The following is a 20228-nucleotide window of genomic DNA, read 5'->3' on the forward strand; positions in this document are numbered from 1 at the left end:
CACCATGCCCATCGCCGGCACCCGCCTGATCCGCGAGTGGCAAGGTGTCGAGCACATCGTCACTGTCACCGCCGACGGCTTCGAATGGCAGGGGCGGCCCTACAAATCGCTGTCCGCCATCGCGCGCGCGATCACCGGCACGCGCTGGAACGGCTGGGTCTTCTTCGGCTTGCGCAGCCGGAGGTCGCGGACATGACCAAGCCCATCGTTCGCAAACAGCGCTGCGCCATCTACACCCGCAAGTCCTCCGAGGAAGGGCTGGAGCAGGAGTTCAACTCGCTCCACGCCCAGCGGGAGGCGTGCGAGGCGTTCATCGCCAGCCAGCGCGCCGAGGGATGGGTGCTCGTCCGCGATCAGTACGACGACGGCGGCATCTCCGGCGACACGCTGGAACGGCCCGGGTTGAAGCGGCTGCTGGAGGATATTGAGGACGGGCTTGTCGACGTGGTCGTGGTCTACAAGATTGACCGCCTCAGCCGGTCGCTCGCGGACTTCGCCAAGCTGGTCGAGGTGTTCGACCGTAACGGCGTGACCTTCGTTTCGGTCACGCAGTCCTTCAACACGACGACTTCCATGGGACGGCTGACGCTGAACATCCTGCTTTCCTTCGCCCAGTTCGAGCGCGAGGTTACCGCCGAGCGCATCCGCGACAAGGTCGCCGCCAGCCGCAAGAAGGGCATGTGGATGGGTGGCGTGCCGCCTTACGGATACCGGGTCGAGAACCGGAAGCTGGTGATCGATGACGAGCATGCCGATCACGTTCGCTGGATCTTCGCCCGCTTTCTCGAGATCGGATCCGGGACGGAACTGGCGCACGAGGTCGGCGTACGCGGCATCCGCACGCCGCGCGGAAACCGGATCGACAAGAAGTACCTGTACCGGTTGCTGAACAACCGCGCCTATATCGGCGAGGCGGTCCACAAGGGCGAAAGCTACCCCGGCGAGCACGACGCGATCATCGACCGCGAGACATGGGACCGGGTGCATGCCATCCTGAAGGAGAGCCCGCGCAAGCGGGCGATGCGGACCCGCGCCGAGACGCCCGCCTTGCTGAAGGGCCTGCTGTTCGGCCCGGATGGCGCGGCGTTCTCGCCGACCCACACGCGCAAGGGCGACAGGCTCTACCGGTACTATGTCAGCCAGACGGTGCTGAAGCACGGCGCGGGATCGTGCCCGGTGGGCCGCGTGCCCGCAGGCGAGATCGAGGCTGCCATCATCGACCAGCTCCGCGCCGTTTTTCGTCAGCCCGAGATCGTGGCAGGGACATGGAAAGCGGCGCGTGCCCACGCCAAAGATGTCACTTAGGCCGATGCACGCGCAGCCTTGCAGCAACTCGATCCGCTGTGGGACGAGCTCTTCCCTGCCGAGCAGGCACGCATCGTGGCACTTCTGGTCGAGCGCGTCGACATCGGCACCGATGGGCTCAACGTCGCCCTGCGTGTCGACGGGCTCGGCGGCCTCGCCCGCGAGATGCTGGCCGGCGGCATCGAGGCTGCCGCATGACCCGCGAGGCTCCGATCCCGGAGACCGTGACTCTCCACGTCCCGTTCCGCATCGTGAAACGCAGCGGGAGAAAGGAGATGCAGTTGCCCGAAGGGGCCGCGCAGCCTCGGCGGACCGACAACACGCTGATCAAAGCACTGGCGCGGGCATTTCGCTGGAAGAGCATGCTGGAGTCGGGCGAGTTCGCCACCATTGCCGAACTGGCCGCGCGCGAGGGGATCGCACCCTCCTACATGACCCGCGTCCTGCGGCTCACGCTGCTCGCGCCTGACATCATCGAGGGCATCCTGGACGGGAAGCAGGGGCCGGAGGTGACGTTGGCGCGCGTGCTAGAGCCGTTTCCCGTGGAGTGGAAGCGACAGTTTACACGTGGCTGAGGCACGTCAAGGCCGACGGGGCCCACTCCAAGCGCCGAGAGCATAGAAAGCACCTCTAGTGCTCCGGTATTATTCATTTTCAACAGATACTTAGGGCGAAACCAGCATGCCTTGTCGCGTTGGCATTCGACCCACTTTCAGAAGCATATTCGCTACTCCTGCAGCGCTATACTCCCACAGGATCGCAGCATATTTAGAGAATATTTCGTCGAAATGATTGACAAACTGCGCGCTGGTGCGCAGGTTTGCGATGGTCAGACCGTCGCATATGTGACGGATTCGCTATCGCAAGGAGGCGAACATGGATGGAAGCAGCCACGAAACAAGCGGCGTGAGCGCCAAACATCAGAAGTTTCGCGACCTCGCGGAGAGCCGAACGAACAAGGCCCTCGATGCCATTGGGCGGATCGGAAACCTATCGAATCGCTCGATCTACGAGTGGGACGACGCTGAGGTTCGAAAGGTCGTCAAAGCCCTCAAGGATGCCGTGTCCGAGGTCGAGGCGCGCTTCGCTTCGCCCAAGGGCAAAGTCGGCGCGAAGTTCAAGCTGTAAGCGGGGAGGAGCAGATGGATAACCGAGAGTTCCTGGACCGACTCATGGCCGCCGAAAAGGTTGAGGAAGTCAGAGCGGCGTTGGCGGAGTACAGGGAACACCCGAATGTCGACCTCGTACCTTTCGGTCGGAGGGACAACAATCGAGGTGCGATTGAGGTCGCAAGCGACCCGGCTCGTTCCGCCATCGAAAGGGTAACGAACGCACACGATGCGATCCTCGAGTACGAGCATGACCAGCACGGCGGCAAACCGAAGAGCGGCTCACCGCGTGAGGCTGCGGCCCACTGGCTGGGCGTCCCAATGAAAGGGGGGCTGTCCGCGCTCGGTCCAGGCGACAGGCAGCGGCTTGCCGCTGAGACCGTAGTTCGCCTTGAGGAGGGCGAGGGTTGGCAGTCTCGGCTCCTGACCGTGATCGACAGGGGTACGGGGATCGCACCGGACCAGATGGAAGGCACGATCCTAAGCCTCAATGAGAGCAACAAGATCCAGAAGCACTACCTTGCCGGAACATACGGACAGGGTGGTTCGAGCACCTTGGTGTTCTCCAAGTATGTACTGATCGTCTCCCGCGCCGCCGGGTCCGACGAAATTGCTTTCACGGTGATCTGGTATCAAGACTTGCCGGCTGAACAGTACAAGACGGGCCGATATGTATACCTCACCCGGGACGGTGGGCTGCTTGTTGCCAAGGCGCGCGACGGAGACCCGGAGCGTGGGACGGTGGTGAGGCACTTTGGCTACGACCTGTCCGGCTACACATCGTCCATCGGACCAAAGAGCCTCTACGGTGCGCTCCAGCGGGTACTGTTCGACCCTGTGGCACCTATCCGGTTCGAGAACCAGGTTCACGGCTGGAACCGGACGATCAAGGGTTCACGGAACGCTCTGAATGGCGCTGTGGACGACGGAGACGAGGGCAGCGGTAAGGGGCCCGATATCGACTACCGGCTCCCGACCTTCAACGTTTCGCTCGGCGACCACGGGGAGATCGGGGTCGAATACTGGGTCCTCTCCAGAAAGATGAAGAAGGACGGCAAGCCCTCCAACGAGGCGCCTTCGCGGGCCTTCGTCGACAACACCAAGCCCGTCGTCCTGACGCACAACGGTCAGAACCAGGGCGAGATCACGGGACGCCTTATCCAGAAGGACGCCGACCTGTTCTACCTGCAGAAGCAGGGGCGCCTGATCGTCCATGTGAACTGCGACCGCCTCTCCGCACAGGCGAAGCGGATGCTGTTCTCTTCCACGCGGGAACAGTGGCGAGAGGGCTTTATCCAGAGCACTATTCAGGAGGAAATCGTCAGCCTGCTCAAGGCGGACGACGAGTTGCGCCGCCTTAACGAGAAGGCCCGAGACGAGAGCCTTCGCGACAAGGACGACGCGGCAGAGAAGCAAATTCAGCGGCAGGTGGCCCGTCTGCTCCGCATTACCGGTCCGGCCGTGGCCGAGGTCGGCGGCGCGACGGCGTCCACCGCCGGCGACGACAAGCCAAAAGGCGGCGGGGGTGAGTCAAAGCCGCCAGAGCCGATCGAACCCAGCGACCCGCCCACCTTTGTGCGAATCGTCGCAGAACCGGACAAGCCAATCAAGTTCCACGCGGGACAACGGCGCATGGTTCGCCTGGAGACCGACGCGAACTCCGATTACCACGACCCGGACGACCCCGCGAAGAACAGGCTGAACGTCATCGTGGGCGACGACCTCGAAGTCTATGCCACGAGCCCGATCATTGGCGGCCGCTTCCGCATCGGCGTGAGGGCCAAGACCGAAATCGCACTCGGCAGCTCAGGCAGCATCCGCGTCGAACTCTATCGGCCGGGAGCGACGACCCTGAGCGACGAGCGAGAGTATTCCATCGTTGAGCAGCCGAAACCCAAGGAGGGGCAGCGGAAGAACCCCTTCCCACAGTTCCGTTTCGAACCGGTCGGGGGACCGGACGACGAGAACTGGCTCTACGTGGCGGGCGAGGCGGAAGACAGGGACGTGCGTCGGCATGCCAGCTCGGCTGAGATGACCTCGGAAGGTGTCCTCATTGTCTACTACTCCACGGCCTTCCCCAGGTTTGCCAATGAGAGGCGAAAGCTGGAGCAGCGAAGCCCAGCGATGGCCCTGTCCTTCGAGCAGCAGCTTGCTGAGTCGTAGCTTGAACTGCTAGCTAGCAGCGAAAAGGAGTTGGAATGGCAAATCGTGCGGACTTGGTCGCCTGGGTCGAAAATGCGCTGCATGCGCTCGGCGGCGAAGCAACTATTGTCGATGTTGCGAAGCACCTTTGGTCCGAACACGAGGACGAGCTTCGAAGATCAGGCGACCTCTTTTACACTTGGCAGTACGACATGCGTTGGGCGGCATTGAAGCTGCGTAAAGACGGGAAACTGGCGGACGCCAATCGCTCGAAGCGAGGGACTTGGGCACTTCGCTAGCTTGGGTCGCTTTCCATGTGACGCGCCCGATCGGGTGAGCCGCGTAGGTCCAATCCGCCTCGATCGACAGCCAGCGGCGACCCAAGCCCTCCGCCACGGCCCCAGTGGTATTGCTGCCGGCAAACGGATCCAGGACAAGGTCGCCCTCGTCGGTAAGAAACTTGACAAAGAACTCAACCAGGGTGGATGGCATTCGCGCCGGGTGGACTGGGGCACCACGGTCAAGGCAAAACATGCGGTAGCCGTCGCTGGAGAGCGTGTTGGCTGCCTTCAGCAGGTTGGTTGTCTCCTCGAGGTACTCCGCGAATCCCTTGGGGGTGATGACGCCATCCATGGAGGGGAGCGCGTCGACGCCACCGACGTTGGGCGGGATCGCCCCATTATTGTCCGCCTTGAAGCTCTCCGCGCCGATGTGGTGCTCAGACGGACGAGCCCCGGCGTTGTATTTGCCGGTCTCGATGAGGCGCTTCATGCTGGGACTGTACTCCCGCAGCACCTTCCGGTTGTCGGCCTTCGGACGCGGGTTCGGCGACATCCACCAGATGCGGGTGAAGGCGTCCTTGACCCGCGACCGCTCCTTGTTCACCCACTCTATAGGAGACGGCAGCCGGGCCGGGTTGTACCAGATGAACTCCTGGCAGAGGTGCAGGTCACCCTTCTTCAGGAAGCGCAGGAACGCCTCCAGGACGTGGGTGGACATCGTCGGCTGGCCAGGCATCCAGGCGTTGCCGATCTCAATTACGATTGAACCGTCGTCGGTCACCATGTCCCGCAGGAGGGGAGCGAACTTGGCAAACCAGCGAATGTATTCCTCCCCCTGCAAGTTGCCGTAGCTCTTCTTGGTGTTCAGGGGGAATGGCGGCGATGTGAAGGCGAGCTGTACCTTGCCCGCGCGCTCCTGCAGAGGTCGGCTTTTTAGCACCTTAAGGGAGTCACCACAGTAGGCCGCCCCGAGGTCCGTCTCGTAGATCGGCGTCGAAGCGCGGCGCCCCTCCCTGAGCGCCTCTGCGATCGCTACATCGTGTGTCTTCCCCCATTCCGCCATGTCGTGAATCTGTCTCCGTGCGCTTCCAGCCCACAATATATACGGTGCCAGCTGCCGTAAACTCCGAAATCTGGTCAGCTGAGCCTGTTGCGACGGTTCCTGCTCACCTGATCGACATCTACGCAGTGATGCTGCAGGCGCGTCTCTCCAATGCGTGAGACCGGCCGCTGCGCGCTACCTCGCCCCGAGCGCACCATATGCCAACTTCTCACACACCACTGCGTTCGATCCCGGTCGCAGCAGACGCAAACGCGACTCCAATCCAAGCAATTTTGAAGACTAGATTTTATCACTATCTTACAAAGTCTTATAAGAAATTCACCAAACCGGCGCAGTCATGAGGTCCGGAGAATATCGGCCCCGAGAGACCGCTTCCGGGCCACCTGGCTGCAAGGGTAGTGCTCAGCCCCGCCCGCATAACCCTCGAAAACAACGGAAAAATCCGGCCGCAGCCGGATCGGAAGAACGCTTTCGCGAGGGCAAGTGGCGGAGGAGGTGGGATTCGAACCCACGATGCGCTTTCACGCATGCCGGTTTTCAAGACCGGTGCAATCGACCGCTCTGCCACTCCTCCATAGGCCCCCAGATAGGCCGCGCCCGGCGATTCTGGAAGGCGGCTCGGCGCGCTGCGGCCTTTTCTTGCGCGCTCAGACGGGGTATCCTCGCATCGCCGGCCGTGATGCGGCGGGCGTGCGGCGCGCGGTGAGGCATGCGGGCCGCAGGGGCGAAAGGGCGGCGGACCGGGGTCAACCCCGGCCATCAGCAGGCAAGGGACGAGCTCATGACATATCGCGAGAGAGGCCTCCGGTCCCGGTCGGCGGGGCGCGCTGCGCTGGTTGCAGGGATCGCGCTGGCGCTGGCGGGCTGTGGCGACGAGGGCGCGCTGGGCTTTCTCGGGGGCGAGCGGCCCGAGGCGTCGGCGGACGCCGAGGTCTCGCGCTCGGTCCGGCTGGTCGAGCGCGACGTCGAGGCGCCGGAGGTCTTCCAGGTCGCCGAGGCGGGGCTGTGGGACGGGCGGCCGTCGCTCGGCGGCGTCTGGGTCGCGCACCCCGAGGTGGCGGAGCCCGAGCGCGTCATCATCCGCAACACCGCGAACGGCAAGTTCGTGATCGGCGCGCTCTTCCGGCGCGAGCGCGAGATGACGGGGCCCCGGCTTCAGGTCTCCTCCGACGCGGCCGAGGCGCTCGGCCTGCTGGCGGGGCAGCCGCAGCGCCTCGAGGTCACCGCGCTGCGACGCGAGGAGGTGGCCGAGGGCGGCGAGGAGGCCGCCGAGGCCGGGGCCGAGGCGGGCGAGGCGGCGCTGCCGGCCGCGGCCGAGATCACCGAGTCTTCGCTCGAGCCGGTCGATGCCGCCGCCGCCGCGCTCGACGAAGCGGCGTCCGAGCCGGTGCAGACGTCGGCGCCGGCCTCTCAGCCCGAGCGGCGCGCGGGCGCGCCGGAACGGCCCTACGTCCAGATCGGCATCTTCAGCGTGGAAGAGAACGCCAGCAACACCGCGACCGCGATGCGGCAGGCGGGAATGGTGCCGACGGTCAAGAAACAGTCGAGCCAGGGAAAGACGTTCTGGCGCGTGCTCGTGGGCCCCGCGCCCAATCAGCGCGACCTTTCCGCGCTGCTTGACAAGGCGCGCGAACAGGGCTTTGCCGATGCCTACGCGGTGCGGGACTGAACCCCGCGCCGTCCGAGCCGTCCAGTCACCGGGCGCAGCGCCGGCCTGTGCCTGAAGTCCTGCGGCGCCGCCGCGCCGCGCTGCCAGAGGAGGTCCGTCGGGGGATGCGCCTCTCCATCGCTCTTGACGCCGCCCGCGGTCTGATCGCCGCCACGGCACTGCTGCTCTGCGGCCTTGCCGCTGCGCCGCTCTGGGCCTTCGACACCCAGGCCGAGGCGGCCTATGTCATCGACTACAACACCGGCACGGTGCTTCTCGAAAAGAATGCCGACGAGCCGCTGCCGCCGGCGTCGATGTCCAAGCTGATGACGCTCTACATGCTCTTCGAGGGGCTGCGCGACATCGACTCGCTCACCCTCGAGACGCGCTTTCCGGTCTCCGAGCGAGCCACCGCGATGGGCGGGTCGTCGATGTTCCTCCAGACCAGCGACCGACCCACGGTCGAGGAGCTGATCCGCGGCATCGTCGTGCAGTCGGGCAACGACGCGACCGTCGTCGTGGCCGAGGGCCTCGCCGGGTCGGAGGAGGCCTTCGCGCAGCTGATGAACGACCGCGCCGAGATGCTGGGCATGACGGAGTCGCATTTCGAGAACGCCAGCGGCTGGCCGCATCCCGACCACGAGATGAGCATGCGCGATCTCGGCACGCTGGCGGTGCGGCTGATCCGCGACTTTCCCGAGTACTACCCCTATTTCGCCGAACAGAAGTTCGAGTTCGACGGCCGGGTGCCGTCGAACCATTTCAACCGCAATCCGCTGCTGTCGCTCGACATCGGCGCCGACGGCCTCAAGACGGGTCACACCGAAGAGGCTGGCTTCGGCCTCGTCGGCTCGGCGGTGCAGGGCGGCCGCCGCGTGGTCTTCGTCGTCAACGGCCTGCCCACGCGCGAGGCGCGCGCGGCCGAAAGCCAGCGCATCCTCAACTGGGCCTTCCGGCAGTTCGTCGAGCGCGAGGTCGTCGCCGAGGGGCGCGCCATCGCCGAGGCGCCGGTCTGGATGGGCGCCGAGGAGAGCGTGGGCCTCGTCGCCGCCGAGGGGCGCACGATGCTCCTGCCGGTGCTCGCGCAGGACGAGGTGCCCGGCGAGGTCGTCTTCGACGCGCCCGTGACGGCGCCGATCGCGGCGGGCGACGTGCTGGGCGAGCTCATCCTGCGGCCGGAGGGGCTGCCGGAGGCGCGCGTGCCCCTGGTGGCCGACCGCGACGTGCCCGAAGGCGGCTTCCGCCAGCGCGTGCAGACCGTGGGCATGCTGCTGCTCGAGCGGCTGGGCGACCGCGCCGGGGACGCGCTTTGACCGGCAGGGGCCGGTTCGTCAGCTTCGAGGGCATCGACGGCTCGGGCAAGTCCACGCAGGCCCGGCTGCTGGCGGAGCGGCTGCAGGCGCAGGGCCGCGACGTGGTGCTCACGCGCGAGCCGGGCGGCTCGCCGGGCGCCGAGGAGATCCGCGCGCTCCTGCTCACCGGCGCGCCCGACCGCTGGTCGGCGGAGACCGAGATCCTGCTCTTCACCGCTGCCCGGCGCGACCATCTGGAGCGTCGGATAGACCCCGCGCTCGCGAAGGGGCAGGTGGTGATCTGCGACCGCTTCGCCGACAGCACGCGGGTCTATCAGGGCGCCACGCGCGGCGATCTGCGCGGGCTCGTGGACGAGCTGCACGCGCTGATGATCGGGCGTGAGCCGGATCTGACGATCCTCATCGACATCGACCCCGAGACCGGCTGGCGCCGGGCGACGGCGCGCCCGGGCGGCGAGGCGCGCTTCGAGGAGTTCGGCGCAGGCATGCAGGCGCGGCTGCGGGCCGGCTTTCTCGCGCTGGCCGAGGAGGCGCCGGAGCGCTTCCGCGTGATCGACGGACGGGGCAGCGAGGCCGAGGTGGCAGAGGCCGTCGCAAGGGCGGCGGCGGAGGCTCTGGCGTGAGCGCCGAGGTGCTCGACCTGCCCGAGCCCGACCGGCTGGAGGGCGTCCCGCATCCGCGCCACACGCCGCGGCTCTTCGGACAGGACGCGGCCGAGCGCAGCTTTCTCGCCGCGCATGCCGCGGGGCGGCTGCATCACGGCTGGCTTCTGACCGGGCCGCGCGGGGTGGGCAAGGCGACGCTCGCCTGGCGCATCGCGCGCTTCCTGCTCGCGCAGCCGGCGGAGGGCCACGGCGGCCTCTTCGGCGGGCCCGAGACGCCCGCGAGCCTCGACATCGATCCCGAGCACCCGGTGGCGCGGCGGGTGGCCGCCCTGTCGGAGCCCGGCCTGTTCCTGCTCCGCCGTGGCGTCAACGCGAGCGGCAGCGGGCTCTCGGACGCGATCCGCGTCGAGGAGGTCCGAAAGCTCAGGAGCTTCTTCGCGCTCTCCAATGCGGAAGGCGGGCAACGGGTCGTCATCATCGACGCCGCCGACGAGATGAACACCAACGCCGCCAACGCGGTGCTCAAGCTGCTCGAGGAGCCGCCGCCGCGCGCGACGCTGCTGCTCGTCAGCCATCAGCCCGCGCGGCTCCTGCCCACGATCCGCTCCCGCTGCCGGACCTTGCCGCTCGCCCCGCTGGGGGAGGCGGATCTGGCGGCCGCGCTGGAGCAGGCCGGCGTCGAGGCCGAGGGCGGCGCCGGCGCGCTGGCCGCGCTGTCGGGCGGCTCGGTCGGCGCGGCCGTGGCGCTTGCGCAGGGGGGCGGCGCGGAGCTCTACGCGGACCTCGTGCGCGTGCTCGCCTCGCTGCCGCGGCTCGACCGCGCGGCCGCGATTGCCCTGTCCGAGCGCGCGGCGGGCCAGGGCGCCGAGGCGCGCCGCGATCTGCTGTTCGACCTGATCGAGCACGCCCTCGCGCGCCTCGCGCTGGCCGGCGCGACCGGCCGCGCGCCCGCGCCGGAAGCCGCGCCGGGCGAGGCCGAGACGCTGCGGCGGCTCTCCCCGGATGCGCAGAGCGCGCGCGGCTGGGCCGAGCTCGCGCCGCTCGTGGGCGGGCGGCTGCGGCACGGCCGGGCGGTCAACCTTGACCCTGCTTCGCTCATCCTAGATACCCTGCACAGCATCGCCGACAGGGCCCGCTGAAGGCTGCCCCCAGCGCCAACATAGCCGCAGAGATCATGCCGTCGCGCATCACCGACAGCCATTGCCATCTGGATTTTCCCGGTCTCGTCGAGGACGTCGGTGACGTCGTCGCCCGCGCCCGTGCGACCGGCGTGCATCGCATGGTCACGATCTGCACGAAGCTTCGCAACCGCGATGCCGTGAGGGCGATCGCCGCAGCGCACGAGGGCGTGTTCTACGCCGCCGGCACGCATCCGATGAGCGCGGCCGAAGAGCCGATGGCGAGCGTCGAGGACCTGGTCGCGCTGGCCGACGATCCGCTCTGCGTCGGCCTGGGCGAGAGCGGGCTCGACTATCACTACACCGCCGAGAGTGCCGAGGCGCAGCAGGAAAGCCTGCGCCGGCACATCGAGGCCGCGCAGGAGACGGGCCTGCCGCTCATCATCCATGCGCGCGACGCGGACGAGGACATGGCGCGCCTGCTCGCCGAGGGACACGCGCGCAAGCCCTATTCCTGCGTCATGCACTGCTTTTCCTCGGGGGCCGGCCTGGCGCGGGCCGCGCTCGACCTGGGCTTCTACCTGTCGATGTCGGGCATCGCGGCCTTCCCCAGATCCACCGCGCTGCGCGAGATCTTCGCCGCGGCGCCGCTCGACCGCATCCTGGTCGAGACCGACAGCCCCTATCTCGCGCCGCCGCCCCATCGCGGCAAGCGCAACGAGCCCTCTTACGTCGTGCACACCGCGAAGGTGGGCGCGGAGCTTTTCGGTCTGTCCTACGAGGACTTCGCCGCCGCGACCGAGGCCAATTTCGAGCGCCTCTTTCCGAGGGCCGCGGCGTGAGCGGGGAGCTGCGCTTCACGATCCTCGGCTGCGGCTCCTCGGGGGGCGTGCCGCGGCTGGGCGGGCACTGGGGCGCCTGCGACCCGAAGAACCCCCGGAACCGCCGCCGCCGCTGTTCGATGCTGGTCGAGCGCGAGACGCCGCAGGGCGTGACGCGGGTTCTGATCGACACCTCGCCCGACCTGCGCCAGCAGCTGCTCGACGCGGGTGTGGGCGAACTCGACGCGGTGGTCTACACCCACAGCCACGCCGATCACGTCCACGGCCTCGACGACCTGCGCATGATCGTCTTCAACATGCGGCGCCGTCTGCCGGTCTGGGCCGACGGCGACACGCAGAACGACCTCTTCTCGCGCTTCGGCTACGCCTTCGTGCAGCCAGAGGACAGCCCCTATCCGCCGATCCTCGACATGCACACCATCCACGGCGACGTGCGCGTGGAGGGGCAGGGCGGAGAGCTCAGCCTCACGCCCTTCAAGGTCGGGCACGGCTCGATCGACGCGCTGGGGTTCCGGATCGGCCCGCTCGCCTATCTGCCCGATGTGGCGGAGATCTACGACAAGGCCTGGGCCGCGCTGGAGGATCTGGACTGCTGGGTTCTCGACGCGTTGCGCCGCACGCCGCATCCGACCCACGCCCATCTCGACCGTTCGCTCGAGTGGATCGCGCGCGTGCGACCGGCGCGCGCGGTGCTGACGAACATGCACATCGACATGGACTACGCGGAGGTGGACCGCGACACGCCCGAGCATGTCACCCCCGCGCACGACGGGATGGTGATCCGCTACCCGCTGTGAGCGGCGGGACCGCCCCGTGCAGGCGCTGATCGAGGTCATCCTGCCCGTCTTCCTGGTGATGGGCTTCGGCTACGCCGCCGTCTGGCGCGGGCTCTTCCCGGACTCGGCGGTGGACGGTCTGATGACCTTCACCCAGAGCTTCGCGATCCCCTGCCTGCTGTTCCGCGCGATCTCGACCCTCGACCTCGGGCAGGAGTTCGCGCCTGCGCTGCTCGTCTCCTTCTATGCCGGCGCGCTCGCGGGCTTCGCCGCAGGGCTGCTCGGCGCGCGCTGTCTCTTCGGCCGCGACTGGGAGGATGCCGTCGCCATCGGCTTCGTCGGGCTCTTCTCGAACTCGCTGCTGCTGGGCCTGCCGATCACCGAGCGCGCCTACGGAAGCGAGGCGCTGGCCGGCAACTACGCCATCGTCGCGCTGCACGCGCCCGTCTGCTACGGCGTGGGCATCGTGGCGATGGAGGTGGCGCGCGCCCGCGCCGCCCCCCGCGCGCTCGTCCGGCAGGTCGCCGGGGCCCTGCTGCGCAACGCGCTGGTGATCGGCATCCTGCTGGGTTTCGCGGTGAATCTCTCGGGGGTGACGCTTCCCGCGCCTGTCACCGACGCGCTCGACCTGATGATCCGCGCCGCTCTGCCGGCGGCGCTCTTCGGGCTGGGTGGCGTGCTCTACCGCTACCGCCCCGAGGGCGACATGCGCGCCATCGCCTATGTCGTCGCCGTCTCGCTGGTGCTGCATCCGCTGGTGACATGGTCGCTCGGGCGGGCGTTCCAGCTCTCCGAGGCGGGGCTGCGCTCGGCGGTGATGACGGCGGCCATGGCGCCGGGGGTCAACACCTATATCTTCGCCAATCTCTACGGCCGCGCCCGGCGCGTCGCGGCCTCGGCGGTGCTGATCGCCACGGCGCTGTCGGTGGTCACGATCTGGATCTGGCTGCACATCCTGCCCTGAGCAAAGAGCGCAAGCCCCGCCGCCAAAGGTAGGGTGCGTGATCTCACGCACCCGGCCGCGCCCTGACGACGGGCCAGAAGCGCGTCGCCGTCCATACGGACGCATGAGGTCAGTGTAGGGTGCGTGATCTCACGCACCCGGCTGTGCCCTGACGACGGGCCAGCTGCGCAGCGCCGTCCATACGGAGGCATGAGGTCAGTGTAGGGTGCGTGATCTCACGCACCCGGCCGCGCCCTGACGACGGGGCCAGCTGCGCAGCGCCGTCCATTCGGACGCATGAGGTCAGGGTAGGGTGCGTGATCTCACGCACCCCCCAATCGGTCCAGCCGCTCACTCCGCCATGGTCAGCTGGTAGCTGTGCGGCACGTAGCGGAAGCCGTCGCCCGCCGTCTCGACGTATCCCAGCCCGGGGAAGGGCATGTGATAGCCGATGAAGGGCACCTTGTCGGCCGAGAGCATGCCCAGCAGGCGCCGGCGCGTCGCGGCCGCGGCCTCCTTGTCGCGGTCGAAGCGCACCTCCCAGTCGGGATGCGCCAGCGACCAGACGTAGTGGTTGGCGAAATCCGCCGCGATCAGGAGCTGCTGCCCCTCGCTCTCCAGCATGTAGACCATGTGCCCCGGCGTGTGGCCGAAGGCGGCCATGGCGGTCACGCCCGGCGCGACGCTGGCGCCGTCCTCGACGAACTCGATCTTGCCGGCGTCCGAAAGCGGGCGGACCTTCACCTCGAAGGTCTCGTTGCCCGACATGTCCCAGGCGTCGAATTCCGCCGCGCCGGTGAGATAGCGCGCGCCCGCGAAGGTCTCGGTCTCGCCGTCCATGAGCCCGCCGATGTGGTCGCCGTGCATGTGCGTGATGACGACGTGGCCGATCTGATCGGCGGAGTAGCCTGCGGCCTCCAGCGCGGCGCGCGTGCCGGCCGGCGCGAGACCGGTGTCGAAGAGGATCAGCTGGGAGCCGGTGTTGACCACGGTGGGGGTGAAGAAGAAGCGGCTCGCGTCGGTGGGGATCATCGCGGCCTCCGACGCCTCGGCGAAGGCCTCTTCCGAGACGTTCAGCCCGAAGATCGTCTGCGGGTCCGGCACGATGCGTGTGCCGGCGAGCAGCGTGGTGACCTCGAAGCCGCCCAGCCTGAAGCGGGCATGGGTCGGGATCTCGGTGCCCATCATCGGCGCTGCGGCATGGCCGCGCGAGGCGCCGGCGGCGGCGAGCGGCAGGGCTGCGGCGCCGGCGAGCGCCTGGCGGCGGTTGAGCGTGGGGTAGGTCATCTGGTCCTCCGCATGTTGTCCCGGCGGCAAGATAGAGGTTTCGGAGGCCGCGCGTCGTGCGGCGATGCACATGCGCTGTGTTGTCACGCGACTGTGAACGGCGGGCGGTCTTCGCGGCAGCATACTGGCGCGCGACGAAACCATGGCCCGGACCCCGAGCCCATACGACGACAGCGCGCCGGAGGCGCTGCTTTGCGCCGTGGAGCCTGCGCGACGGCAGGCCGAGGCACGCCGCCTCGATGCGCTCTTCCGCGCGGTCACCGGCTGGCCGCCCAGGGTCTGGGGCGGCAGGATCCTCGGCTACGGACAGTATCGCTACACCTACGGCAGCGGACTCAGCGGCACCTGGCTGGCCACGGGCTTCGCGTCCGGCAAGGCGCGGCACTCGATCCACATCATGCCCGGCTATGCCGGTTTCGGTGCGATACGCGCCCGGCTCGGCCGGCATCGCGCGGGCAAGGCCTGTCTCTACGTCGTCCGGCTGGAGGACATCGACCTCGCGGTCCTGGCCGAACTGGTCCGCGCGGGGCTCGACGACCTCTCCCGGCAATGGCCGGTGGAGCCCGGATGAGCGCGCTGGACAAGGCGGGGCCCCTGTGACAGGGGAAGCGCCGGACAGGAGAGCCCGGCGATGACCACCACCCGTTTCGCCCCTTCGCCCACGGGGTACCTGCATGTGGGCAACCTGCGAACCGCGCTGATGAACCATCTCATCGCGCGCAAGGTCGGCGGCACCTTCATCCTGCGCATCGACGATACCGATCCCGAGCGGTCGAAGGAGGACTACGTCGAGGCGATCAAGGAAGACCTGACCTGGCTCGGCATCACCTGGGCGCGGATCGAGCGGCAGTCGGCCCGCCTGCACCGCTACGAGGAAGCCGCGGACCGGCTGCGCGGCATGGGCCGGCTCTACGAGTGCTTCGAGACGCCCGAGGAACTGGAGCTCAAGCGCCGCAAGCAGCTCGCCATGGGCCGTCCGCCGGTCTACGACCGCGCCGCGCTGGCGCTGTCGGACGAGGAGAAGGCGCGGCTGCGCGCCGAGCGCGGCGCGGGCCACTGGCGCTTCAAGCTCGATCACGCGCGCATCGAGTGGGAGGACGGGATCCTCGGGCATCGCTCGATCGACGCGGCCTCGGTCTCGGACCCGGTGCTGATCCGGGCCGACGGGCAGGTGCTCTACACCCTCGCCTCGGTCGTGGACGACACCGAGATGGCGGTGACGGACGTGGTGCGCGGCTCGGACCATGTCACCAACACCGCCACGCAGATCCAGATCATCGAGGCGCTGGGCGGCAAGCTGCCCCGGTTCGCGCATCACTCGCTGCTCACCGGCCCGCAGGGCGAGGCGCTGTCGAAGCGGCTGGGCACGCTGAGCCTGCGCGACCTGCGCGCGCAGGGCGTCGAGCCCGCGGCGCTCGTGAGCCTCATGGCGCGGCTCGGCTCCTCGGACCCGGTGGAGCTCACCGGCGACCTGGACCGGCTCGCGGCGGACTTCGACCTGTCGAAATTCGGCGCCGCGCCCACGAAGTTCGACGTCAACGACCTCTTCCAGCTCTCTGCCCGGCACCTGCATTCGCTGCCCTTCGCGGCCGTGCGCGCCGAGATACGCGTCCTCGGCGTGCCCGACGACCTGGCCGAGCGTTTCTGGACCGTCGCGCGCGAGAACATCGAAACCCGCGCGGATCTCGCCCAATGGTGGGCGCTCTGCCACGACGGGGCGGAGCCCGTGATCGCGCCAGAGGACGAGGACTTCGTGGCCGAGGCCATGGCGCTGCTGCCGGATCCGCCCTACGGGCCGGAGAGCTGGGGCGAATGGACGGCAGCCGTGCGCGAGAAGACCGGCCGCAAGGGCAAGGCGCTCTTCATGCCGCTGCGCAAGGCGCTGACCGGGCGCGCGCGGGGGCCGGAAATGGCCGACCTCATGCCGCTCCTTCAGCGGGTGCGCGCGAAGGAGTGAGTGCGGCGCGCGTCGCGGATCACGCTGTCTTGCGGCACCAACGCCCATGCGCGCCGGCCGGCTCGCCGCCTTCCTCGTCGCGGAACGTGACAGTCCACCGCACCCGGCGGCGCAGGAGCCCGCAGAGCGCCGCGGGCGCCGCCCCGGTTCCTTCTTCTTGGCGAAAATATCCCGCGGGGGTGTGGGGGCGCGAAGCCCCCACCGGCACCGGCGCGGCAGCCGGGCATTCGCCCTGCCGGCCGGTCCGCCGTGCCGGAGCTCAGGTCCCGCAGAAGGTCGCGGCCACCCGCTCTTCCGGCCGCGGCGGCGTGACGAGCAGGGGGCTCTCCGGCGTCTCGTAGGGCGTGGCCAGCGTCTCCATCAGCGTGTGGAACGGCCCCATGTCACCGCCCACGGCCGCCTCGATCATGTGCTCGATCCGGTGATTGCGCGGGATCACCGCCGGATTGGCGGCCAGCATCCGCGCCTCCGGATCGCCGGACTCGGCCTCGAGCCGCGCGCGCCACTTCGCCTCCCACGCGTCGAAGGCGGCGGGGTCGCTGAACTCCCGCCGCGCCGTGCCCTCGGCGAGCCCGCGGAAGGTGTTGGTGAAATCCGCGCCCTGCGCCGCCATGATGTCCAGCAGCTCCGAGATCAGCGCGCCGTCGCCGTCCTGCTCGGTCTCCAGCCCCAGCTTGGCGCGGAAGCGCGCGCGCCATTCGGCGCGCAGCAGCGCGGGCATGGCGTGGACCGAGGCAGTGAAGGCCTCGACCGCCTTGTCGCGGTCCGGCATGAGCGGCACGAGCGCGGTCGCGAACTGCGCCATGTTCCAGACCGCGATGTCGGGCTGGTTCGCATAGGCGTAGCGGCCCATCCGGTCGATGGAGGAAAACACCGTCTCGGGGTGGTAGTCGTCGACGAAGGCGCAGGGCCCATAGTCGATCGTCTCGCCCGAGATCGCGCAGTTGTCGGTGTTCATCACGCCGTGGATGAAGCCCACGGACATCCACTGCGCCACGAGCCGCGCCTGCGCCGCGATCACCGCGTCGAGAAGCGCCTGCGGCCCGTCGGCCTGCGGGTAGTGCCGCTCTATCGTGTGCTCGTAGAGCGCCTTCAGCGACGCGATATCCTGCAGGGCGGCGAAGATCTGGAAGGTGCCGACGCGAATGTGGCTCGCGGCCACGCGGGTGAGCACCGCGCCGGGCAGCACCGCCTCGCGCACCACGGGCTCGCCCGTCGCCACCGCCGCGAGCGCGCGGGTGGTGGGCACGCCCAGCGCGTGCATCGCCTCGGAGACGACATACTCCCGCAGCACCGGGCCCAGCCAGGCGCGGCCGTCGCCCATGCGGGAATAGGGCGTGCGGCCCGAGCCCTTGAGCTGGATGTCGCGGCGGCGGCCGTGCCGGTCGATCACCTCGCCCAGCAGATGCGCCCGCCCGTCGCCCAGCTGCGGGTTGAACTGGCCGAACTGGTGGCCCGCGTAGCGCTGCGCGATGGGAGCCGCGCCCTCGGGCACCTCGTTGCCGGCGAAGACGCGCGCCAGCTCGTCCTCCGCGCCCGGCGTGATGCCGAGCTCGCGGGCCAGCGCGTGGTTGAAGGCCAGAAGCTGCGGCGCCTTCACGGGCGTGGGATCGATCCGCGTGAAAAGCGCGCCGGGCAGCGTCGCATAGCTGTTGTCGAAGGGAATGGCGAGCGTCATGCCCCGGATATAGGCGCCTGCGCCGCACCGTGCCAGCCCGCCCCCTTGCCGCCGGCTGCATCGGGCTAGGCTCTTGGACCGACCCGAGGACGACACAGGAGGACGTGATGACGGCTTCGACCCATGTCGGGATGCAGCTGCGCGACCGCCCCGAATACGCGAGCAAGCCCGCGCCGCTGACCTTTCGCGCGGACGCCAGCGTGGCCGAGGCTGTCGCGGCGATGAGCGATCGCGGCTACGGATCGGTGATCGTGACCGACCAGGACGGCACCGTGACGGGCGTCGTGACGGAGCGGGACGTGATGCGCCGGCTGGTCAACGCAGGCCGCGACGCGCAGGACACCCGTCTCCAGCAGATCATGACCCGCGAGATCCGCGTGGCGCAGGAGACCGACGAGATGCTCGACTGGCTGCGCATCATGTCGAACGAGCGCTTCCGCCGGCTTCCGGTGGTCGACGAGGACGGCCGGATCAAGGCCGTGTTCACGCAGGGCGATTTCGTCTCCTACACCTGGCCCGACCTGCTCTATCAGGCCAGGGAACTGACCAAGGCGAGCTTCGCGCGCAACTACGCGCTCTGGCTCATCGTGGGCGGGATCATGCTCTACTCCGTGCTCATGGTGATCGTGGTGGGCAGCCTCTGAGCCAGCGCAAGGGCCTTTGAAGGCCCTTGCAAGCCGCTTCGAAGCGGCTTGCAAGCGGTTTTCAAACCGCTTGCCCGCTCACAGCTTCCGCGACATCAGCATGTAGCGTTCGCGCGGCGCGAAGCGCGCGCGGGCGTAGAGGCGGCGCGCGGCGGCGTTCTCGCGGTCCACCTCGAGATGGAGCGCCACCACGCCCGCCTCGCGCAACGCCCGCGCCAGCGCGTCGAGCGCGTCGCCCGCGATGCCGCGGCCACGCACCGCGCGGCGGACGTAGAGCTCGTCGATGAAGCCGTCGAGCCCGCCGAACTCCACCGACCAGCCGAAGGTGACGATCACGTAGCCGATGGGCGCCCCGCGCGGGCCGATCAGATAGACCGCGCCGTGCGGCGAACCCTCGAGCAGGGGGGTGAGCGCGTCGCGCCGTCGCGCCTCGTCCTGGTCTATCTGCGCTTCGGCGTGCATGGCCGCGACGAGAGGCAGGAGGCGCTCCAGGTCGTCGGGCCGGGCCAGATGCAGCGCCGCGCTCATAGCCGCGCCAGCCGCTCGGTCAGCAGGGCGAAATAGCCCTCGGCGTCGATGTCGCCCATGAAGGTCGCGTTGGGCGCGCGATCGGTCACGCGCCACCAGTCGGCCACCGTCATGCCCATGGTGAGCTCGGAGGTCGTCTCGATCTCCACGTTGATGTGGCGCCCCGAGAAGAGGTCGGGCCGGATCAGGTAGGCCGTGACGCAGGGATCGTGCAGCGGCGCGCCTTCGGAGCCGTATTTCTCCTTGTCGAAGCGCTCGAAGAAATCGGTCATCTGCGCGACGGCGAGGCCCACGGGCGTGCCCAGCGCGCGGAAGGCGTCGTTGCGCGCCTTGGTCACCAGCGCCTTGTGCGTCACGTCGAGCGGCATGATCGTGAGCGGTACGCCGGATTTGAAAATGATTTCAGCGGCCTGCGGGTCGACGTAGATGTTGAATTCGGCCGCCGGCGTGATGTTGCCGACCTCGAAGTAGGCCCCGCCCATCAGCACGATCTCTGCCACGCGCCCGACGATATCGGGCGCGCGCAGGAAGGCGGTGGCGATATTCGTGAGCGGCCCGAGGGGGCAGAGCGTGACGCTGCCCGCAGGCTCCCGGCGCAGCGTTTCGACGATGAAATCGACCGCGTGCGCCTCTTCCAGCGCCATGCGCGGCTCGGGCAGTTCGGGGCCGTCGAGGCCGGTGCGGCCGTGCACGTGCTCGGCGGTGACCAGCGGACGCTCCAGCGGCCGGTCGCAGCCGGCGAAGACGCGGATATCGGGGCGCCCGGCCAGCTCGCAGGTGATCCGCGCGTTGCGCGCCGTCAGCGGCAGGGGCACGTTGCCGGCGACCGCCGTGATCCCCAGCACTTCGATTTCCTCGGGGCTTGCCAGCGCGAGCAGGATCGCCACGGCGTCGTCCTGCCCGGGATCGGTGTCGATGATGATGCGGCGCGGCGGCATGGCTGTCCTGTCGTGGTTCGCGTCAGAAGTGACAGAGGCGGGCGTGCCGCG

The 20228-nt window shown here is 68.7% G+C and carries 19 protein-coding genes, 1 tRNA gene and 1 pseudogene; 15 read left to right on the forward strand and 6 right to left on the reverse strand.

The genetic code is table 11. The annotated features are described in order from the left end of the window. From DRV85_RS17185 to DRV85_RS17205, 5 genes and pseudogenes are all read left to right on the forward strand, one after another. Positions 1 to 196: DUF2924 domain-containing protein (locus tag DRV85_RS17185; protein WP_147238879.1), on the forward strand; the 196-nt coding region annotated here is incomplete at its 5' end. Beyond that, a pseudogene (locus DRV85_RS17190) lies at positions 193 to 1503 on the forward strand (recombinase family protein). The gene DRV85_RS17185 and the pseudogene DRV85_RS17190, both read left to right, overlap by 4 nt. Further along, entirely contained in the window at positions 1500 to 1880 is a 381-nt protein-coding gene (locus DRV85_RS17195; protein ID WP_113290710.1) for a hypothetical protein, read from the forward strand. The pseudogene DRV85_RS17190 and the gene DRV85_RS17195 overlap by 4 nt, the downstream one beginning before the upstream one ends. A 301-nt stretch (positions 1881 to 2181) precedes the next feature. Beyond that, on the forward strand, positions 2182 to 2433 hold the full coding sequence (locus DRV85_RS17200) for a hypothetical protein (protein ID WP_113290711.1): 252 nt from the start codon (positions 2182 to 2184) through the stop codon (positions 2431 to 2433). Between the two features lie 14 nt (positions 2434 to 2447). Next, entirely contained in the window at positions 2448 to 4577 is a 2130-nt protein-coding gene (locus DRV85_RS17205) for a hypothetical protein (protein ID WP_113290712.1), read from the forward strand. A 102-nt stretch (positions 4578 to 4679) separates the two neighbouring features. On the opposite strand, the gene DRV85_RS17215 is transcribed toward DRV85_RS17205, so the two are convergent. Together DRV85_RS17215 and DRV85_RS17220 are read right to left on the reverse strand one after the other, a co-directional pair. Further along, complete coding sequence (locus DRV85_RS17215) at positions 4680 to 5900, reverse strand: DNA-methyltransferase (RefSeq protein WP_199526069.1); 1221 nt, start codon at positions 5898 to 5900, stop codon at positions 4680 to 4682. A gap of 484 nt (positions 5901 to 6384) precedes the next feature. Beyond that, positions 6385 to 6474 (reverse strand) — tRNA-Ser (locus DRV85_RS17220). A 207-nt stretch (positions 6475 to 6681) separates the two neighbouring features. Between DRV85_RS17220 and DRV85_RS17225 the strand changes: the two genes are divergently transcribed. The 7 genes from DRV85_RS17225 (at position 6682) to DRV85_RS17255 (ending at position 13166) form a co-directional block, all read left to right on the forward strand. Then, positions 6682 to 7569, forward strand: a complete 888-nt coding sequence (locus DRV85_RS17225; protein WP_113290714.1) for an SPOR domain-containing protein — start codon at positions 6682 to 6684, stop codon at positions 7567 to 7569. Positions 7570 to 7673: 104 nt separating this feature from the next. Next, positions 7674 to 8861: a D-alanyl-D-alanine carboxypeptidase family protein gene (locus tag DRV85_RS17230; protein ID WP_113290715.1), complete on the forward strand. Its 1188-nt coding sequence runs from the start codon at positions 7674 to 7676 to the stop codon at positions 8859 to 8861. Beyond that, positions 8858 to 9484, forward strand: a complete 627-nt coding sequence (gene tmk / locus DRV85_RS17235) for a dTMP kinase (RefSeq protein ID WP_113290716.1) — start codon at positions 8858 to 8860, stop codon at positions 9482 to 9484. Before DRV85_RS17230 ends, tmk begins: the two co-directional genes overlap by 4 nt. Next, entirely contained in the window at positions 9481 to 10605 is a 1125-nt protein-coding gene (locus DRV85_RS17240; protein ID WP_113290717.1) for a DNA polymerase III subunit delta', read from the forward strand. The genes tmk and DRV85_RS17240 overlap by 4 nt, the downstream gene beginning before the upstream one ends. Before the next feature lie 35 nt (positions 10606 to 10640). Further along, positions 10641 to 11426 carry a TatD family hydrolase gene (locus tag DRV85_RS17245; protein WP_113290718.1) on the forward strand — a complete coding sequence of 262 codons (786 nt, stop codon included), beginning with the start codon at positions 10641 to 10643 and terminating at the stop codon, positions 11424 to 11426. Continuing rightward, on the forward strand, positions 11423 to 12223 hold the full coding sequence (locus tag DRV85_RS17250) for an MBL fold metallo-hydrolase (protein WP_113290719.1): 801 nt from the start codon (positions 11423 to 11425) through the stop codon (positions 12221 to 12223). The genes DRV85_RS17245 and DRV85_RS17250 overlap by 4 nt, the downstream gene beginning before the upstream one ends. A gap of 16 nt (positions 12224 to 12239) precedes the next feature. Beyond that, positions 12240 to 13166, forward strand: a complete 927-nt coding sequence (locus DRV85_RS17255) for an AEC family transporter (protein WP_113290720.1) — start codon at positions 12240 to 12242, stop codon at positions 13164 to 13166. Between the two features lie 330 nt (positions 13167 to 13496). On the opposite strand, the gene DRV85_RS17260 is transcribed toward DRV85_RS17255, so the two are convergent. Beyond that, entirely contained in the window at positions 13497 to 14432 is a 936-nt protein-coding gene (locus DRV85_RS17260; RefSeq protein WP_113290721.1) for an MBL fold metallo-hydrolase, read from the reverse strand. Between the two features lie 142 nt (positions 14433 to 14574). Between DRV85_RS17260 and DRV85_RS17265 the strand changes: the two genes are divergently transcribed. Together DRV85_RS17265 and gltX are read left to right on the forward strand one after the other, a co-directional pair. Beyond that, entirely contained in the window at positions 14575 to 15003 is a 429-nt protein-coding gene (locus DRV85_RS17265) for a DUF1801 domain-containing protein (RefSeq protein WP_113290722.1), read from the forward strand. Between the two features lie 60 nt (positions 15004 to 15063). Next, positions 15064 to 16389, forward strand: a complete 1326-nt coding sequence (gene gltX, locus DRV85_RS17270; protein WP_113290723.1) for a glutamate--tRNA ligase — start codon at positions 15064 to 15066, stop codon at positions 16387 to 16389. A 259-nt stretch (positions 16390 to 16648) separates the two neighbouring features. On the opposite strand, the gene DRV85_RS17275 is transcribed toward gltX, so the two are convergent. Then, complete coding sequence (locus DRV85_RS17275; RefSeq protein WP_113290724.1) at positions 16649 to 18067, reverse strand: protein adenylyltransferase SelO; 1419 nt, start codon at positions 18065 to 18067, stop codon at positions 16649 to 16651. Between the two features lie 107 nt (positions 18068 to 18174). On the opposite strand from DRV85_RS17275, the gene DRV85_RS17280 reads away from it, so the two are divergent. Beyond that, positions 18175 to 18711 (forward strand): CBS domain-containing protein, encoded by a 537-nt coding sequence (locus tag DRV85_RS17280; RefSeq protein WP_113290725.1) that lies wholly within the window; start codon positions 18175 to 18177, stop codon positions 18709 to 18711. 78 nt (positions 18712 to 18789) lie between these two features. Here DRV85_RS17280 and DRV85_RS17285 read toward each other — a convergent pair whose 3' ends face one another. Next, on the reverse strand, positions 18790 to 19239 hold the full coding sequence (locus DRV85_RS17285; RefSeq protein WP_113290726.1) for a GNAT family N-acetyltransferase: 450 nt from the start codon (positions 19237 to 19239) through the stop codon (positions 18790 to 18792). Continuing rightward, positions 19236 to 20177: a nucleoside hydrolase gene (locus DRV85_RS17290; RefSeq protein WP_113290727.1), complete on the reverse strand. Its 942-nt coding sequence runs from the start codon at positions 20175 to 20177 to the stop codon at positions 19236 to 19238. The genes DRV85_RS17285 and DRV85_RS17290 overlap by 4 nt, the downstream gene beginning before the upstream one ends. Positions 20178 to 20228: the final 51 nt, after the last annotated feature.

This window comes from Rhodosalinus halophilus (assembly GCF_003298775.1).
Lineage (GTDB): Bacteria > Pseudomonadota > Alphaproteobacteria > Rhodobacterales > Rhodobacteraceae > Rhodosalinus > Rhodosalinus halophilus.

What these genes read in the sequence shown, in the direction of transcription:
- DRV85_RS17200 (WP_113290711.1), top strand. Translation starts at nt 2,182, where the DNA reads ATGGATGGAAGCAGCCACGAAACAAGCGGCGTGAGCGCCAAACATCAG.
- DRV85_RS17205 (WP_113290712.1), top strand. Translation starts at nt 2,448, where the DNA reads ATGGATAACCGAGAGTTCCTGGACCGACTCATGGCCGCCGAAAAGGTT.
- DRV85_RS17245 (WP_113290718.1), top strand. Translation starts at nt 10,641, where the DNA reads ATGCCGTCGCGCATCACCGACAGCCATTGCCATCTGGATTTTCCCGGT.
- DRV85_RS17195 (WP_113290710.1), top strand. Translation starts at nt 1,500, where the DNA reads ATGACCCGCGAGGCTCCGATCCCGGAGACCGTGACTCTCCACGTCCCG.
- DRV85_RS17265 (WP_113290722.1), top strand. Translation starts at nt 14,575, where the DNA reads ATGGCCCGGACCCCGAGCCCATACGACGACAGCGCGCCGGAGGCGCTG.
- DRV85_RS17215 (WP_199526069.1), bottom strand. Translation starts at nt 5,900, where the DNA reads ATGGCGGAATGGGGGAAGACACACGATGTAGCGATCGCAGAGGCGCTC.
- DRV85_RS17285 (WP_113290726.1), bottom strand. Translation starts at nt 19,239, where the DNA reads ATGAGCGCGGCGCTGCATCTGGCCCGGCCCGACGACCTGGAGCGCCTC.
- DRV85_RS17260 (WP_113290721.1), bottom strand. Translation starts at nt 14,432, where the DNA reads ATGACCTACCCCACGCTCAACCGCCGCCAGGCGCTCGCCGGCGCCGCA.
- DRV85_RS17225 (WP_113290714.1), top strand. Translation starts at nt 6,682, where the DNA reads ATGACATATCGCGAGAGAGGCCTCCGGTCCCGGTCGGCGGGGCGCGCT.
- gltX (WP_113290723.1), top strand. Translation starts at nt 15,064, where the DNA reads ATGACCACCACCCGTTTCGCCCCTTCGCCCACGGGGTACCTGCATGTG.
- DRV85_RS17230 (WP_113290715.1), top strand. Translation starts at nt 7,674, where the DNA reads ATGCGCCTCTCCATCGCTCTTGACGCCGCCCGCGGTCTGATCGCCGCC.
- DRV85_RS17290 (WP_113290727.1), bottom strand. Translation starts at nt 20,177, where the DNA reads ATGCCGCCGCGCCGCATCATCATCGACACCGATCCCGGGCAGGACGAC.
- DRV85_RS17280 (WP_113290725.1), top strand. Translation starts at nt 18,175, where the DNA reads ATGACGGCTTCGACCCATGTCGGGATGCAGCTGCGCGACCGCCCCGAA.
- DRV85_RS17275 (WP_113290724.1), bottom strand. Translation starts at nt 18,067, where the DNA reads ATGACGCTCGCCATTCCCTTCGACAACAGCTATGCGACGCTGCCCGGC.